Source organism: Methylibium rhizosphaerae (assembly GCF_006386545.1).
GTDB lineage: Bacteria > Pseudomonadota > Gammaproteobacteria > Burkholderiales > Burkholderiaceae_C > Pseudorivibacter > Pseudorivibacter rhizosphaerae.
The window spans coordinates 26,648-42,214 of the sequence record NZ_SWAR01000029.1; the positions used below are offsets into that span (position 1 = coordinate 26,648).

At 71.9% G+C, this 15,567-nt stretch carries 11 protein-coding genes; 4 read left to right on the top strand and 7 right to left on the bottom strand.

What is annotated here, in order from left to right; all coding sequences use genetic code 11:
- Positions 1-52: 52 nt before the first annotated feature.
- The 4 genes from epsI to E8D38_RS19580 all read right to left on the bottom strand — a co-directional run bounded on the left by epsI (position 53) and on the right by E8D38_RS19580 (position 3,271).
- Positions 53-754: an exosortase-associated protein EpsI, B-type gene (gene epsI / locus E8D38_RS19565; RefSeq protein ID WP_140634629.1), complete on the bottom strand. Its 702-nt coding sequence runs from the start codon at positions 752-754 to the stop codon at positions 53-55.
- A complete protein-coding gene (gene xrtB / locus E8D38_RS19570; RefSeq protein ID WP_140634631.1) occupies positions 751-1,668 on the bottom strand; it encodes an exosortase B in 918 nt (305 codons plus the stop codon). The genes epsI and xrtB overlap by 4 nt, the downstream gene beginning before the upstream one ends.
- Before the next feature lie 11 nt (positions 1,669-1,679).
- The gene (locus E8D38_RS19575) at positions 1,680-2,570 is read right to left on the bottom strand and encodes an EpsD family peptidyl-prolyl cis-trans isomerase (protein WP_181179271.1); all 891 of its coding nucleotides are present in this window, start codon (positions 2,568-2,570) and stop codon (positions 1,680-1,682) included.
- Between the two features lie 188 nt (positions 2,571-2,758).
- Positions 2,759-3,271: an FxDxF family PEP-CTERM protein gene (locus E8D38_RS19580; protein ID WP_140634636.1), complete on the bottom strand. Its 513-nt coding sequence runs from the start codon at positions 3,269-3,271 to the stop codon at positions 2,759-2,761.
- Positions 3,272-3,454: 183 nt separating this feature from the next.
- Between E8D38_RS19580 and E8D38_RS19585 the strand changes: the two genes are divergently transcribed.
- Positions 3,455-4,654: an FAD-dependent monooxygenase gene (locus tag E8D38_RS19585; protein WP_140634638.1), complete on the top strand. Its 1,200-nt coding sequence runs from the start codon at positions 3,455-3,457 to the stop codon at positions 4,652-4,654.
- Between the two features lie 12 nt (positions 4,655-4,666).
- Here E8D38_RS19585 and E8D38_RS19590 read toward each other — a convergent pair whose 3' ends face one another.
- Both E8D38_RS19590 and E8D38_RS19595 read right to left on the bottom strand, forming a co-directional pair.
- A complete protein-coding gene (locus E8D38_RS19590) occupies positions 4,667-5,509 on the bottom strand; it encodes a carbon-nitrogen hydrolase family protein (protein ID WP_140634640.1) in 843 nt (280 codons plus the stop codon).
- Between the two features lie 18 nt (positions 5,510-5,527).
- Positions 5,528-9,739, bottom strand: coding sequence for a YhdP family protein (locus E8D38_RS19595; protein WP_484209127.1), 4,212 nt, complete (start codon positions 9,737-9,739; stop codon positions 5,528-5,530).
- Positions 9,740-9,920: 181 nt separating this feature from the next.
- Between E8D38_RS19595 and glnE the strand changes: the two genes are divergently transcribed.
- Genes glnE through E8D38_RS19610 form a run of 3 tightly spaced genes read left to right on the top strand, consistent with a single transcriptional unit; the run spans position 9,921 to position 14,267 of the window.
- A complete protein-coding gene (gene glnE, locus E8D38_RS19600; protein ID WP_140634644.1) occupies positions 9,921-12,701 on the top strand; it encodes a bifunctional [glutamate--ammonia ligase]-adenylyl-L-tyrosine phosphorylase/[glutamate--ammonia-ligase] adenylyltransferase in 2,781 nt (926 codons plus the stop codon).
- A 44-nt stretch (positions 12,702-12,745) separates the two neighbouring features.
- Positions 12,746-13,309 carry a rhombosortase gene (rrtA, locus tag E8D38_RS19605; protein ID WP_140634646.1) on the top strand — a complete coding sequence of 188 codons (564 nt, stop codon included), beginning with the start codon at positions 12,746-12,748 and terminating at the stop codon, positions 13,307-13,309.
- A gap of 28 nt (positions 13,310-13,337) precedes the next feature.
- Positions 13,338-14,267, top strand: a complete 930-nt coding sequence (locus E8D38_RS19610) for a LysR family transcriptional regulator (RefSeq protein WP_140634648.1) — start codon at positions 13,338-13,340, stop codon at positions 14,265-14,267.
- Positions 14,268-14,357: 90 nt separating this feature from the next.
- On the opposite strand, the gene E8D38_RS19615 is transcribed toward E8D38_RS19610, so the two are convergent.
- Positions 14,358-15,437 (bottom strand): aminoglycoside phosphotransferase family protein, encoded by a 1,080-nt coding sequence (locus tag E8D38_RS19615; RefSeq protein WP_425462797.1) that lies wholly within the window; start codon positions 15,435-15,437, stop codon positions 14,358-14,360.
- Positions 15,438-15,567 lie beyond the last annotated feature (130 nt).

Consider the following 15,567-nt stretch of genomic DNA (forward strand, 5'->3'; position numbering starts at 1 on the left):
GATGATAGGGCAGCCCCCCGGGCCACCCACCCCCCAACAAGTGTGATGCCGCTCAGCCCGCGCGCGCGGCGCGGCCGATGACGCGCGGCCTCATCGCCGGCTCGACGGCCGCGGCCAGCGCCTGCGCGAAGCGCTCGTGCACGCGGTAGGCGCGCTGCGCGTCCGGGTCGATGCTGGAGATGCGCACCAGCATGCCGTCGAGCATGTGCCCGCGCAGGCCGTGGGCGAGCTGGCGCAGGCGGAAGCTGCCGCCGTCCTGCACCGCTTCGCTGCCCAGCACCGTCCAGTAGGTGATGGGCTCCGACCGGCCCGGCCGCGTGGCATGCAGCCGCGTCGCGCTCACGTCCTGCCCGGCGAGCGCCAGCGCCACCCGGTGCAGGCCCTGCACCTTGAAGCCGCCGCCCGCGTAGCAGATCTCCGGGCGGTGAAGCTGCAGCGAGGCCGACTGTTCGGCGCCATAGGCGATGGACAGCATCACCTGCTCGCCCTCGGGGCCCAGGTACACCCGCTCGAGCACCTGGTCGTAGAAGCCGTAGACCTTGCCCGCCTGGTCGGCCGGCCGCACGAACATGTCGCGTGCCGCGTCGACCTGCCAGCCGCCCATGGCCCGCGGGAACACGTCTTCCAGCCGGATGGCCAGCGCCGCCGCCTCGGCCGCCGAACGCCTGGGCTTGGCCACCTCGGCCAGCACCGCGGCCCCGGCCATGCCGGCCACCAGCGCCAGCGCCTTGCGTCGCGTGGCATCGAGCGTCATTCGCGCCACCTCGCGGGCAGCACCAGGCCGAGCAGCCGGTCCACCGAGAAGATCAGCAGCAGCGCCACGAAGAACAGCAGCAGGCCGGCGAAGCTGTGCACGAAGCCCTGGCCGGCCTCGTCGCCGAAGTAGTAGGTGATGAGCACCAGCGTGATCACCCGCACGACGTTCGCGCAGAAGGACACCGGCACCACCAGCAGCGCCAGCGCCGCGCTGCGCTGCCAGGCGCGGTAGTCGAGCAGCTGGGTGTACAGCAACCCCAGCGCCTCGAGCGTGAACATGGTGTGCAGCCCGGCGCAGGCCTCGGCCACCAGCAGCTGGTACTGGCCGATGGTGATGACGACCCCGGTGCGTCCGATCGTGTAGCCGCTCCAGTACAGCAGCGTCGTGGCCACCGCCGACACGGCCTCCTTCATGGGACCGGTGAGCGTCTGCACCACGGTGTAGGGCAGCGGAATCACGAACAGCAGGAAGAACAGCGCGAACCACACCAGGCGCACCGCCGCCCAGCCCTTGAAGGCGAGCAGCACCGAGGCGAACACCAGCAGCTGCGACACGAGCTCCAGCCGCAGGAAGTGCTGCGAGCGGCCGAACACATACAGCAGCAGGCCCACCACCAGCAGCGACCCCGCGGCCCAGGGCGCGGGCGCCGGCGGCAGGCGTGCCAGGGCTTCACGGCGGCGCCACACCAGCCAGACCGCCACGCCGGCGATCAGCGGCTCATGCCCCTGGCTGTCGGCGGCCTTGCTGCCGGCGAGGAAGTCCCAGTAGGTGGGCAGGTACAGCAGGCCGAGCCCGAGCAGCACCACGAACAGCGCGAGGCGGTCCACGCCGCCCGGCAGCCACGGGGACACCGCGGCGAACGGCTGGCCTTGCGCAGGCAATGTGGAATCGGGCCCGGTGGCGGCGCTCATCGCGTGTGCGCTCAGCGAGAAGCAGCAGAGGCCGCCCCGGCCGGCGCGAAGTTGCCGACGTATTCGATGCGGGCGGCGTCTCGCACGGCCTTCATGCCCTGCTTCACCAGCTCACGCTTGCGCTCGAGCACCAGGTGCCCCTGGATCGCGCGCTTGGCGGTTTCACGGTCCACCGGGGCGGGCTGCGCCTGCAGCACCGTGAGCACGCGGGCACCGCCCGGCGTGGGGATCACGAGGTTTTGCCCGGGGTTCAGATCGGACAGTGCGGCCAGCACCGGCAGCGGCAGGCTCTCGGCCGCCAGCGTGGCCTGGCGCGCACCGAAGCGCAGCCCGGCCGCGCGCAGGATCTCCGCCGGCTGAGCGGCACCCTCGGCAGCCTTCAGCTTCGGCTGCACCTCGGCCAGTTGCGCCTCGGTGGCCTCCACGCCCAGCTCCTGCACGGTGTAGAGCTTGCGCTGGGCAAACAGCGCCGGGTTGGCGTCGAAGTAGCGCTCGATCTCGTCGGTGCTGGGCTGCCCGGCCTTTTCGGCCAGGCTGTCCTGGTAGGCCCGTGCGAGCACTTCGCGCCGGGCCATCTCGATGGCCTGCACGACCCGAGGGTCCTGGTCGAGGCCATGCTGGCGTGCCGCCTGCGCGGCGAGTTCCTGCTCGACCAGCGTGTCGAGCAGGCGCTGCTTCTGCGCCTCGGCCTGCTCGGGCGGCACGGCCTGCTGCCGGCCCAGCAGCAGGTCGACCTGGTGCAGCGAGATCTCGCCGTCGTTGACCTTGACGGCCACCTGCGATGCAGCCTTGGGCGCTTCCTTGTTGCAGCCCGACAGCACGACCATCAGGGCCGCCGCGGCAGAAGACAGCAGCAGGTTGCGAGCGCGGGATCGAACCGCAAGAGAACCGTGACTCGACATGGATGCAAGCGCCTCGTTGACCACCAAACACCAGCGTAGCCGCCGCCTGCGGCGCGGGCACTCCCCATACGGGGGGCGGCGCGCATGCGTCGGGCAGGAACGTGACATGTGCCACGCCCTGCGCAGCGGACAAAAAGAAAGCGGGCCCTGGAGCCCGCTTCTGTTCGTGCGTGAGAGCGCCGGGGCGATCAGCGCTTCGGCTGCTGTTTCTGCTTGCGGCGGCGCGCCGCCCAGCCCACGGCGCCCAGGCCGAGCAGCATCATGGCGTAGGTCTCGGGCTCGGGCACCGCACCGGCGATCACGCCCGAATAGGCGCCGCCGAACATGCCGGTCACGTTGCCGTTGATGGCCAGCGTGTAGTTGCCCGAAGAGATGTTGGCGAAGGCGAAGCCGTCGGAGGCGACGTTGTCGGTCAGCCAGCCGCTGATGCCGCTGCCGGACAGTCCCACGGAGAAGATGTTCACGTCGAACCACGGACCGAAGTCCAGCGTCAGCGTGCCGCCCACCACGTCACGCGCCTGACTCAGCGAGAAGGTGTAGTAGTCGGTGAAGCTCGACACCGGAGTGAGGAACACGTTGCCAAAATAGGCAGCCCGATCCGTCAGTGGTCCCAGGGCCTCCGTCTTGGCCGATGCGGGTGATGCGGCAGCCAATGCCAGCAACGCAGTGGAGAGTGCGGCGACGATGGGTTTGATACGCATGGGACAACTCCTGGGGTTTATGGTCCACGAGCGTGACGGCTCGAAGTTGTTTCAGTTTGTCGCCAGACCCCCTAGTTCAACCACCCCGTGCTTCGGGGGTGTGGCGCATGGAAATGGGGGTGTCGGCCCCGCGGAGCCCCGGGTTAACCCGGGAAGTCGATCCGAACATCGCACAGAGGCCTCATGAACCCTATCGCTTCATCCCTGCAAATAGCAGTTGTCGGTGCCGGCCCGGTGGGCCTGGCCCTCGCCCTGCATGCCGCGCGCAGCCTGCCGGGCGCGCAGATCACGCTGTTCGATGCCCGGCCCGCGGAACACGACATCTCGGGCGACCCGCGCACGCTGGCGCTGTCGCTGGGCAGCGTGCAGGAGCTCGAGCGCCTGGGCGTGTGGCCGTCCATCGCCCCCGCGAGCGAGGCCATTGCCGCGGTGCACGTGTCGCAGCAGCAGCCGGCACTGATGGGGCTGGCGCCCGAGCCCGAGGTGCTGATCCGTGCCGTCGACGAAGCCGTGCCGCAGCTGGGTGCGGTGGCCACCTACGGCGCCATCGTGGCGCCGCTGCAGGCGGCCTGGCTCGCCGCAGCCGGGCGCGAGCCGGAGCGCCTGCGCAGCCGCTTCGGGGCCAAGGTGTCGGCACTCAAGCCTCTGGCCGATGGCGTGGAGGTGGATGCCGGCATCGCCGAACGCTTCGACCTCGCGGTGGTGGCCGAGGGCGGCGTCTTCACCGACCAGGTCCGCAAGGCGCTCAGCCGCGACTACCACCAGACCGCCTGGGTGGGGCAGGTCACGCTGGCCGCGCCGCATGGCGGCTGCGCCTTCGAGCGCTTCACCACCCAGGGCCCGGCCGCGCTGCTGCCGCTGCCGCGCAAGGAGCAGCAGCATCGTGCCGCGCTGGTGTGGTGCGTGGACAGCGACGACGACCCGGTGCGCGAGCTCGACGACGCGCAGCGCCTGGTGGTGCTCAACAGCCTGTTCCACGAAAGGGTCGGGCTGCTCACCGGCGTGTCGGCGCTGAAGGCGTTTCCGCTCGGGCTCAATGCCGAGCGCACCCTGGTGCAAGGCCGCACCGTGCGCATCGGCAATGCGGCGCAGACCCTGCACCCGGTGGCCGGACAGGGCCTGAACCTGGGGCTGCGCGACGTGCACGAGCTGGTCCATGCGCTGCGGCGCGCGTCGTCGGTCGACGCCGCACTGCGCAAGGTGGAATGGCAGCGCGGCCCCGACCGCTGGACGCTGATCGCGGCGACCGACTTCCTGGCGCGCAGCTTCACCTGGCAGCTGCCGGGCTTGTCGACGGCACGCGGGCTGGGTCTCGCCGCGCTGCAGCGGCTCGGGCCGGTGAAGTCGCGCCTGGCGCGACAGATGATGTTCGGATGGCGCTGACGCCCCTCGCGCCTACAGCACCCGGTGCGCGAGCGCGGGGAGCTGACTGCGGACCTGTGTGAGCCGCTGGCGCGTCATCTCGCCCATCACCACGCCCGGGCCCTCGGCCTGCACGGCCAGCACCTCGCCCCACGGATCCACCAGCATCGAGTGGCCCCAGGTGCGCCGGCCGTTCTCGTGGCGTCCGCCCTGGGCGGGTGCGAGCACGTAGCACTGGTTCTCGACCGCGCGGGCGCGTAGCAGCAGCTCCCAGTGCGCCTGCCCGGTCGGGTAGGTGAAGGCCGCGGGCACGACGATGAGGTCGCACGGGTCGGGGCGCATCAGCGCGCGGTACAGCTCGGGAAAGCGCAGGTCGTAGCAGACCGACAGGCCCGTGCGGTAGCGTTCGCCGTCACGCGCATGCGCCTCGAAGGCTCGCGGCTCGCTTCCTGCGCGCAGGGTGGCTGCCTCGTCGTAGCGGCGCTCGCCGTCGTCGAAGCAGAACAGGTGCACCTTGTCGTAGCGCGCGGCGCGCTCGCCGTCGGGGCCGTAGACGAGCGTCGTGTTGAGCGCCCGGCAGTCGGCGGCCGTGCTGTCGTGGGCAACGCCGTCGAGCCGCAGCGGCAGGGTCCCGCCCACCAGCCAGACGCCGTGCTCGCGCGCCGCCGCTGACAGCATGCCCTGGATCGGCCCGTCACCGTCGGCCTCGGCCATCGCGAGCTTGTCGCGGTCCTTGTGGCCCATGAGGCAGAAGTACTCGGGCAGCGCCACCAGTTCGGCCCCCTGGCCGGCGGCCTGCGCGATGAGCGTGCGGGCGGTGTCGAGGTTGTCGTCCACCCGCGGCGTGGCAACCATCTGCAAGGCGGCAATCTTCATGGCTCTGGCTCCTGCGAATCAACGCGCCGGCGACGAGGCGGCCGGCGGCGGCTCCAGCGACGGTACCGCATCGCCCGCCTTGCGCTCGACACGATCGACCTTGGGGTCGCTCCAGGAGCCGGTGACCCTGAATTCGCGCGTGCCCGCCTCGATGAGCGGGCGGCGCAGGAACAGCTGGCCGAGGAAGGTGCCCAGGCCGATGGCGGGGTTGATGACGGCATAGGCCAGCGATGCGGCGCCCGCGTTGATCTCGGGCACCACCCACACCCGCAGGTCCTGGGTCTCGCGGCCGATGTCGGCCTCGCCTTCCATCAGCACCACCGCCTGCACGCCCCGCATGCGCAGGTTGTTGGTGCGCGCCACGCCGTTGGCGATGTTGACGTGGCCGGAGACGTTGTCGAAGCTGAAACCTTCCTGGAACACGTCGCGGAAGTCCAGCAGGAAACGCCGCGGCAGCGACTGCAGGCTCAGCACCGACAGTAGCTTGGCTGCGCCGGCATCGGCCTTGAGGAACTGGCCTTCGTCGATGGCGATCTGCACGCTGCCGGCCAGGCTCGCGTAGTCGGGCGAGAGCGGCGAACCCAGCCAGGACACCTGACCCGACAGCTTGCCCTTGCCGCCACGCAGCGTGCCGGGCAGTTGCAGCCGCGTCAGGAAGGCGCCGCTGTCAGCGAGGTCGAGCTTGAAGTCCATCACCGCACGGCGGCGGGCCGGCGCGGCCGCGCGCGCTGCTGCGCCGCCGGCCTCGGCCGACATGCCCCACTGGCCGGTCGCGGTGAGCCGCGCCTCGGGTGCGATGAGGTTGAGCTTGGTCAGGCGCCATTCGCGCGCGCCGTCGGCGCCGCTGGCGGCAGCGCGGTTCGATGCCTCGACCTCGACTCGCCCCAGGCGCTTGCCGCGCAGCTCGAAGTCGTCGACCACGATGTCGAGCGCCGGCATGCTGCTGGGCGACGGGTCGAGCAGCGACTCCACCGCCTCGACCTCGCTGCGCGGCAGCGACAGCCGCGCCAGCCGCGCATACACGCGCCCGGCCTCGCCGCCCAGGCGGCCCGGCGGCGTGTATTCGGCGTGACCGCTGAGCTGGTCGGCCTCGACATTGGCCCGCCACACGCCGTCCTGCTCCGACAGCCCCGCCACCACCCGGGTGAGCCGGCGGCCGCCGGCCTTGAGGTCCTGCGTGCGCAGCGCGATCTGCACCGGCAGGTAGGGGTTGTTGTACGAGCCGGCCGATGCGGCATCGCCGCCGGCAGCCGGGGCGCTGCCTCCCTGCACCTTGTCGAGCAGCGCCTGCCAGGCGTCGATATCGAGGCTGGGCAGCTGCACCGCCGCCTGCACGCCCGTCGCCGGCGAGGGCGCCGCCTCGCCGATGCCCACGCCGCCGCGCAGCACCGCCGGCGTGCTGCCGGAGACGTCGCGCAGGTAGTGGGCCTGCACGAGCTGGCCGAGGCTGAACCGCAGCTGGTCGCGGCCGCCGGCCTGCGCATCGGCCAGCGGCACCGCATGCAGCTCCAGCGGCAGCGCCTGTTCGGCCGGCTTGCGCAGCGGCGCAGGCAGGTCGAGCGCAAGGCCGGCCAGCGAGCTGCTGAGGTCCACCTGCGGGCGCCCCTGCGGGAATGCGATGCCGAGGCGGTAGCTGGTCTGGCCGCTCATCTGCGTGGCCAGCCGCGCCAGCGGCCCGAGCTCGGTGGCCCGGCGCAGGCCTTCGGCCGTCACGCTGCCCTGGCCGGTCAACCTCAGCACGCCGCCTGCCGGCTGCCCGCCCTCGAACTGCAGGTCGCCGCCCAGCACGCGGGCGCCGCCGCCCGTGATGGCAAAGCTCTGCTGGGTGAAGTCGATGCGCGCACGTGCCGCCGCCATCAGCGGCACGTCGGGCCGCAGGCGCACGTCGTTGCCGGCCAGCTGCAGCCGGCCCGCCACGGTGGTGTCGTGGCCGCGCGAAAGCGGGATGTTGAGCGACAGCTGCAGCTCGGTGGCGCCGCTGCCGGTGGCGCTGTCGAGCGCGCCGCCGATCCAGTGGGCGACCGGTGTGAGCTGCACATAGCGCAATGCATCGGCCAGCGGGCCGCGGCCCTGGCCGCCGATGGACAGCGTCGCGTCGTGGTCGAGCTGGCGGATGCCGCCGCTCACCTTGTGCAGCTCGAAGCCGCCGCTGCCCACGTCGCCCAGCCGCGCCGAGGCATTGCGGATCTCCATCGAGCGGCGATCGAAGATCAACTCGCCGCGCAGCTGATCGAACGCCGGCCAGGCCCCATGCTCGCCGCCCGGCGGCTGGTTGGGCTCGCCGGGCATGTAGGCAAGGCGGGCGTTCTCGATGCGCGCAGCGATGCGGAACTCACCCGGCAGGGGCGCTGGCGGCGCTGCACCCGGCACCGCCCCTGCCGGCTGGCCGAAGGGGAAGTCCGCCAGGTCGCCCTTGACGCGGAACAGCACGGCACTGGCCGTGCCGCCCTGCACCGCGCGCGCCACGTAGTGGCGGGTCGACTCCGGAATGCCCAGCGGCAGGTAGCGGGCGATGGCGGTGGCGCGGGCACGCGTGAGCTTGCCGTTGAGGTCGAGCAGGCCGGGCAGACGCTGCCCGCGGCCATGGCCGCTGCCCGCGCCGCTGCGCCAGGCGGCATCGAACTCGCCTTCCGCGTCTGCGTTGGCGAAGCGCAGGCCCTTCACGTTCACTTCCACCTGCCGTGCCGCGTCGCGCCGGGGCTGGCTCAGGCGCCAGCTCACCGACGTGGAGAGCCGGTCGAGCGCCACCACCGGCAGCTCGAACACGCCGGGGAATTCGAGCGCGCCGTCGGCCAGGCTCAGGCGGGCATCGCCGCCCTGCTCGGTGGCGGTGAACTCGATGTCGGCATTGCGCAGCCCCGGACGCCCGGCCCAGTGACCGGGCCGCGGCGCGCTGGCCGGCAGGTCGATCGGCGCCACGCTGCCGTCCCACTCGGGCGGCATGCCCTGCGCGGCCAAGCTCAGGCCGGCGACACGGCCCTGCACGCGATAGCGCTGCGGCGCGTCGAGCGGCCCGTCCCAGCGCGCCGACAGCGGCCCGGCCACCCCGCTCGGCTGCAGCTGCTGCAGGCTGCGGCGCAGCGGCTCGCCCAGCGGCACGCGCGAGGCGATCTGGGCCAGCACGGCGAGGTCGAGCCGCTGCGCCGACAGCTCGCCGCCGAGCATGGCGCCGGCATCGTCGTGGCGCCAGCGCAGGCTGAAGTCGCCCGACGGCCACACGACGCCGTCCCCGGTGGTGAAGCCGAGGCCGCGCCCGGCCACGGCGAAGGTGTCGTTGAGGCGCTCGCCGCTCACGCGGCCATCGACCCGCTCGAAGCGCAGCGGCTGCAGGTCGCCCGCCAGCGTGGCCTCCACGTCGCGCAGGGCCACGTCCGCCACAACCGAGCGAGGCTCACCGTTGCGCACCTCGACCCAGGCCCGCAGCGCGCCATGGCCGCTGGCCAGCGGGAAGGGCAGGTCCACATGGCGCTTGAGCGACTGCACGTCGGCCGCGGGCAACTCGGCGTACACCGTGCCGCGCCAGGTGCGCCACTGGCCGTGCGACACCAGGCCATGGCGGCTCACCAGCGGCTGCGTGAACCGGCCGCGCAAGGACAGGCGCTCGCCCCATTCGGCCGGCGGGGTCGCGTCGAGCCGCAGCTCGTGATGGCGCCTGCCGAGGCCCGGGCGGTTGCGCACCACCAGGTCGACCTGCTGCAGCTCCATCGGCGGCAGGCCGCGCTTGTCGTCGATCCAGCGCAGAGAACCGCCGCGGATCACGAACTCGGGCTGGGCGAAGAACCAGTCGGCCACCGCGCCGTCGTCGGCTTCGTCGCGCACCGGCGAGCCGAAGCGAAGCCCCGCCACGAAAAGGCGGCCTTCCGTGTCGCGCCGCACTTCGAGGCGCGGGCCTTCGATGTGCAGCTGCTCGAAGTGGGGCCGCCAGTGCAGCATCGTGCGCGCCGACAGCACCGCCACCACCTTCGGCAGGCGCAGGGCCTCGCGCCCTTGCGGATCCTGCGGGTCGAGCAGCACCACGTCGCGCAGTTCGATGGTGGGCATCCAGCCGCCCGACTGCACGCTGACGCGACCCACGCGCACGGTGAGGCCCAGGGCCTGCGAGGCACGCGCCTCGAGCTGGGGTCGCCACGTTTCGATCCGGGGCAAAATCCCCCACTGGAGGATCAGCCACGCCGCGAGCAGCACACTCCACGCGGCAAGAAGCAGACCGAGGGTCCAGCGCAGCACCACCGTCAATCGGCGCGTGCGGCGATCACAAGGCTCTGCCGGCGCCGTGGCGTCTTGGGATGGGATGGATGGCATGAAACGACTGGGACGCCAGCAGGCTGCGGGTTCTGCAAGAGCCGGCTGCGTGTTTTTTGGCACAGACGCCGCCGGGCTGGCGACCCTAGCATAGACCCGGAGCAGTTTGATGGGTTTCACGCCAACCACCGCATCCGCGGCCTCGGCCGCCACCACGAACAACGCAGCAGGTGCGGCTCGCGCCGACCATTCCCGATTCGTGCAGCGGGTGCGCAGGCGCTACGCCGGTGAGCTTTTGTTGCTGCCGCCCGGCGTGCCGACGCGCGAGCACATCGACGCGCTGATCGGAGAACTGCTGCGCGGCGGCCGCGCCTTGCCGGCCGCCTTGCGCGTGACCCGCCAGCTCGTGCTCGAGCGGCTCGCCGCGCTCGACGTCGAGCACAACGCCTCGCTCGACGACGTGACCCAGACCATGACGCTGCTGGCCGAGTGCACGCTCGACCATGCGCTGACCCACGCGTTCGCCGAGCAGGACGCACGCCACGGCGCACCGATGTCGGCGCAGGGGCGGCGCATCGGCTTCTGGGTCGTGGGCATGGGCAAGCTGGGCGCGCGCGAGCTCAACGTCTCGTCCGACATCGATCTCATCTACGTCTACGAAGAAGACGGCCAGACCGCCGGCAGCGCCGACGGCACCGGCGCGATCAGCGCGCACGAGTACTTCAGCCAGGTGGCGCGCAGCCTGTATGCCCTGATCGGCGACGTCACCGAGGACGGCTTCGTGTTCCGGGTGGACCTCGCGCTGCGGCCGAACGGCAACTCGGGTCCGCCGGTGGTGAGCCTCGCGATGCTGGAGGAGTACTTCCTCGTGCAGGGCCGCGAATGGGAACGTTTCGCCTGGCTCAAGAGCCGCGTGGTGGCGCCGCGTGCCGAGCTCGAATCGGGCAATGCCCGCCAGCTGCGCGACGTGGTCGTGCCCTTCGTGTTCCGGCGCTATCTCGACTACGGCGTGTTCGAAGGGCTGCGCCAGCTGCATTCGAAGATCCGCGACGAAGCCAGCCGCCGCGCGGCCGGCCGCCCGGAACGCGCCAACGACGTGAAGCTCTCGCGCGGCGGCATCCGCGAGATCGAATTCACCGTGCAGCTGCTGCAGGTGGTGCGCGGCGGGCACTTTCCCGAGATCCGCACCCGCCCCACGCTCACCGCCCTGCAGCGCCTGGTGGCCGTCGGCGTGATGAAGCCCGACACCGCGCAGCAGCTGGCCGAAGCCTACGTGTTCCTGCGGCGCGTCGAGCACCGCATCCAGTACCTCGACGACCAGCAGACCCATGTGCTGCCCACCGGCGACGGCGACCTCACCTGGATCGCCCAGTCGATGGGCCTGTCGTGCGGCAGCGATGCCTGCGAGCTGCTCGACCGGCTGTGCACCTACCGGGAATTCGTCGCCACCGAGTTCGACGCGCTGCTGCATGACGGCCGCGCCCCCGGGCCCGGCCACGGCTGCAAGGGCAAGGTGTGCTCGGGCGCCCCGCTGCAGATGGACAGCGAGGCGTTCCTCGAGCGCCTGCCGCCGCAGCTCGCAGAACGCGTGAAGGCCTTTGCCGCGCGGCCGAGGGTGGCCATGCTGCGCGATGAAACCCGCCGGCGCCTGGCCAAGCTGATCGGCCGCGCCGCGAGCGCGATCGACGACGTGCACATCCGCGAGGACGCGGTGCTGCGCTTCGTCGACTGGGTCGAGCCGCTGCTGCGGCGCGAGAGCTACCTGGCGCTGCTGATCGAGCGGCAGGAGGTGCTGACCCGCCTGCTGCGGCTGCTGGGCCTGGCCCGCTGGCCGATGCGCTACCTGATGCGCCACCCGGGCGTGATCGACGAGCTGGCCGACCCGCGCCTGATGCACGGCCGCTTCGAGCGCGACGCCTTCCTGAAGGACCTGGGCGAACGCCATGGCGCCTGGACGCGCGGCGGGCAGGCCGACGAGGAGTCGCTGCTCGACACGCTGCGCCGCGCCCACCATGCCGAGATGTTCCGCACGCTGGTGCGCGACGTCGAAGGCCAGCTCACCGTCGAGCAGGTGGCCGACGACCTGTCGGCGCTGGCCGACGCCACGCTCGACTGCACCATCCGCTGGGCCTGGCAGCACCTGCGCAACCGGCACCGCGACATGCCCGGCTTCGCCGTCATCGCCTACGGCAAGCTGGGCGGCAAGGAACTCGGCTACGGCAGCGACCTCGACGTGGTGTTCGTGTTCGACGACGACGACGAACGCGCGCCGGAGGTGTACGCCGCCTTCGCGCGCAAGCTGATCACCTGGCTCACGCTGCGCACCGCGGCCGGCGAGCTGTTCGAGATCGACACCGCGCTGCGGCCCAACGGCAACTCCGGATTGCTGGTCACCTCGCTGGCGGCGTTCGAGCGCTACCAGCAGCAGCGCGGCAGCAACACCGCCTGGACCTGGGAGCATCAGGCCATCACCCGGGCCCGCTGGTGTGCCGGCGACACCGCGATGGCGCCGCGCATCGAGGCCGTGCGCCGCGCGGTGCTCACCGCACAGCGCGATGCGCAGGCGCTGCGCGGCGAGATCCAGACCATGCGTGAACGCGTGCGCCAGGCGCATGCGGTGAAGGACGGCTGCTTCGACGTGAAGCACAGCCGCGGCGGCATGATGGACGTGGAGTTCGCGGTGCAGTACCTGGTGCTCGCGTACAGCGCGCAGCATGTGGAGCTGCGGGACGACGCCGGCAACATCGCGCTGCTGCAGCGCGCCGAAAGCGCCGGGCTGCTGCCCGGCGGCGTGGGCCATGCAGCAGCCGACGCCTACCGCGAGCTGCGCCGCGCCCAGCACCGGGCGCGGCTCGACGAGGCCGCCACCCAGATCGCCGAAAGCAAACTCGGCGCGCTGGCCGCGCAGCGCGATGCCGTGCTGACCCTGTGGCGCACGGTGTTCGGCTGATACCCGGGGCAGCACCCGCGGCGGCCCCGTGGCGCTGGGCTGCCTTGTGCCTGCTGCTGGCGCTGCCCGCCGTGGCCGTGTGGTGGCAAGGCCCCGGCCAGGCGCCGATGCTCGACTGGCAGCCGCAGCGAGCTCTTTCCGAACCCTGGCGCTGGTGGAGCGCGGCCTGGGTGCACCTGAGCCGGATGCACCTGCTGGCCAACCTGGCCGGCACCGGGCTCGTGCTGGCCCTCGGCTGGGCGGCACGGGTACCGGCCCGCGCCATGCTGGCCTGGGCGCTGGCCTGGCCGCTGACCCACCTCGCCTTGCTGCTGCAGCCGCAGCTCGCCAGCTACGGCGGACTGTCCGGCGTGCTGCATGCCGGCGCGGCGGTGGTGGCGGTGCACCTGGCGCTGCACGGCAGCCGTGCACAGCGCGCGCTGGCGCTGGCCATCGGCATCGCGCTCGTCGGCAAGGTGCTGAGCGAAGCGCCCTGGCGCGGGCCGCTCATCTTTCCCGAGGGCTGGGACATCGCGGTCGCGCCGCTCGCGCATGCGGCGGGGGCGATGAGCGGCGCCGCCATGGCGGGCCTGCTGCTGTTCAAGCGGGGGCATGCCCCTCCGGGATAATCGCCCGCCATGGACCAGCTGAGAGCCCATGCGGGTGTTCGCCCGCGTCATCGACGAAGGCAGTTTCGCGCAGGCCGCCCGCGCCATGGACATGGCGCCCGCCGTGGTGACACGGCTGGTGGCCGAACTCGAAGACCACCTGGGCGCGCGACTCATCAACCGCACCACGCGCCGGCTCGCGCTCACCGACGTGGGCGAGGCCTACCTCGAGCGGGTGCGCCAGATCCTCACCGAGGTGGACGAGGCCGAGGCGCTGGCCGGCGCCGCCACGCGCGAGCCGCGCGGGCATCTGCGCCTGCTGATGCCGCCGGCCTTTGCCGTGCACCAGCTGGCCAAGCACCTGCCGACCTTCCGCGAGCGCTACCCCAAGGTCACGATCGACCTCGAGGTGCGCGGCCCGATCGACACGGCCGATGAAGGGGTGGACGTCTCCATCATCATCACCCGGGAACTGGAACGCGGCGACTTCGTGGCGCGCCAGCTGGCCCGCACGGAAGTGGTGACCTGCGCCGCGCCCAGCTACCTCGACCGCTGCGGCCGCCCGAGCCACCCGACCGATCTGCACGATCACCAGGCGCTGGTGCCGGTGCTGCCCAACGTGCCGCGCGAATGGCTGTTCCACAGCGGCGGCGAAAGCGCCGTGGTGCAGCCGCAGGCCGCGCTCAGCACCCATCACATCGACACCCTCTATGCCGCCGCGCTGGCGGGGCTGGGCATCGTGGGCCTGCCGTCGTTCATGGTCGAAGACGCCCTGCTCGAAGGGGCGCTGGAGCGGGTGCTGCCGCACTGGTCGCTGATGGACTACCGCATCTACGCCGCCATGCCCACCCGCAAGCACCTGCCGGCACGCACCCGCGTGTTCATCGACTTTCTCGTGGAAGTGTTCGGCGGCCAGGACAGCGACCCGTGGCTGGCCGCCGCCGGCTGCGAGACGACCCCCGTGCGCGCAGCAGCCTAGGGATGACAACACCCCGACCGGCGGGTACGCCGGCCACCCCTCCGAGAGGGGGGCGGGCCTTGCTCGGGGCGGCCCGGCGAGGGGCTCCGGCTAGAAGGTATATCCGGCCTGCCGCTCGGTGCCCTCGATGTCTTCGAGCAGCCGCGCCAGCGGCCCGAGGCCGTTGTAGCGGGTGCACACGCGGTGCGCATAGCGCCACACCAGCGGCAGGTCCTTGAGGTAGCCGGTCTTGCCGTCGCGATAGCACAGCCGGCAGAAGATGCCCAGCACCTTGATGTGGCGCTGCAGGCCCATCCATTCGAAGTCCCGCCAGAAGTTACCGAAGTCGGCATCGACCGGCACGCCGGCCTTGCGGGCGCGTTCCCAGTAGCGCACGACGTAGTCGAGCTGGACGTCTTCGTCCCACTCGATGTAGGCATCGCGCAGCAGCGAGACGAGGTCGTAGGTCACCGGGCCCCACACCGCGTCCTGGAAGTCGAGGATGCCGGGGTTGGGGCCGCCTTCGCCCAGGGGCGGGCAGACCATCAGGTTGCGCGAGTGGTAGTCGCGGTGCACCAGCACCCTGGGCTGCGCGAGGTTGTTGGCCAGGATGAGTTCGAAACTCGCCTGCAAGACGTTTTTCTGCTCGTTGCCGAGCGTGACGTTGCGATAGCGCGCGATGTACCAGTCGGGCAGCAGTGTCAGCTCGCGGGTGAGCAGCTCGCGGTCATAGGCCGGCACCTGGCCCTCGGCGGCGATGCCCTGCAGCCGCACCAGCGCCTCGGCGGCGTCGATGTAGAGCTGGCGGGTGTTCGTGTCGTGCGGCTTCTGCGGATCGAGCTGCGACAGGTAGGTGGTGCTGCCCAGGTCGCCCAGCAGCATGAAGCCCTGCGGTTCGTCCCATGCCAGCACCTCGGGAGCATTGAGGCCCGCGCCGCGCAGCAGCTGCGCCACCTGGACGAATGGACGGCAGTCCTCGTGCGAGGGCGGCGCGTCCATCACGATGCACGAATGCGGCTGGCCGTCCACCCTGAAGTAGCGCCGGAAGCTCGCATCGGCGCTGGCCGGGCGCGCGCTGGTGGTGTCGAGCCCGTGGCGGCCGGCCAGCGAAGCGAGCCAGCGCTCGAAGGCTTCGCGCCGGGCGGGGTCGACCCAATGGATCGTGTCGGGGGCGTTGGCGGGCATCGTCATCGCGCAGCAGGACGCGCGCGGGGTGCGTGAAATAATCGCCCGATTCTACAAACCGCCCCCCGCGGCAGCGCCGCGGCCAGCGCACTTGCCTGCTCGCTCGCCCTCCCTGCCGCCGCCTCGCGCGCCGGCC

Excerpts from the sequence above, each read along its gene's own strand:
- E8D38_RS19575 (WP_181179271.1), bottom strand. The coding sequence starts at position 2,570 with ATGTCGAGTCACGGTTCTCTTGCGGTTCGATCCCGCGCTCGCAACCTG.
- E8D38_RS19585 (WP_140634638.1), top strand. The coding sequence starts at position 3,455 with ATGAACCCTATCGCTTCATCCCTGCAAATAGCAGTTGTCGGTGCCGGC.
- epsI (WP_140634629.1), bottom strand. The coding sequence starts at position 754 with ATGACGCTCGATGCCACGCGACGCAAGGCGCTGGCGCTGGTGGCCGGC.
- glnE (WP_140634644.1), top strand. The coding sequence starts at position 9,921 with ATGGGTTTCACGCCAACCACCGCATCCGCGGCCTCGGCCGCCACCACG.
- E8D38_RS19590 (WP_140634640.1), bottom strand. The coding sequence starts at position 5,509 with ATGAAGATTGCCGCCTTGCAGATGGTTGCCACGCCGCGGGTGGACGAC.
- E8D38_RS19580 (WP_140634636.1), bottom strand. The coding sequence starts at position 3,271 with ATGCGTATCAAACCCATCGTCGCCGCACTCTCCACTGCGTTGCTGGCA.
- xrtB (WP_140634631.1), bottom strand. The coding sequence starts at position 1,668 with ATGAGCGCCGCCACCGGGCCCGATTCCACATTGCCTGCGCAAGGCCAG.
- E8D38_RS19610 (WP_140634648.1), top strand. The coding sequence starts at position 13,338 with ATGCGGGTGTTCGCCCGCGTCATCGACGAAGGCAGTTTCGCGCAGGCC.
- E8D38_RS19615 (WP_425462797.1), bottom strand. The coding sequence starts at position 15,437 with ATGACGATGCCCGCCAACGCCCCCGACACGATCCATTGGGTCGACCCC.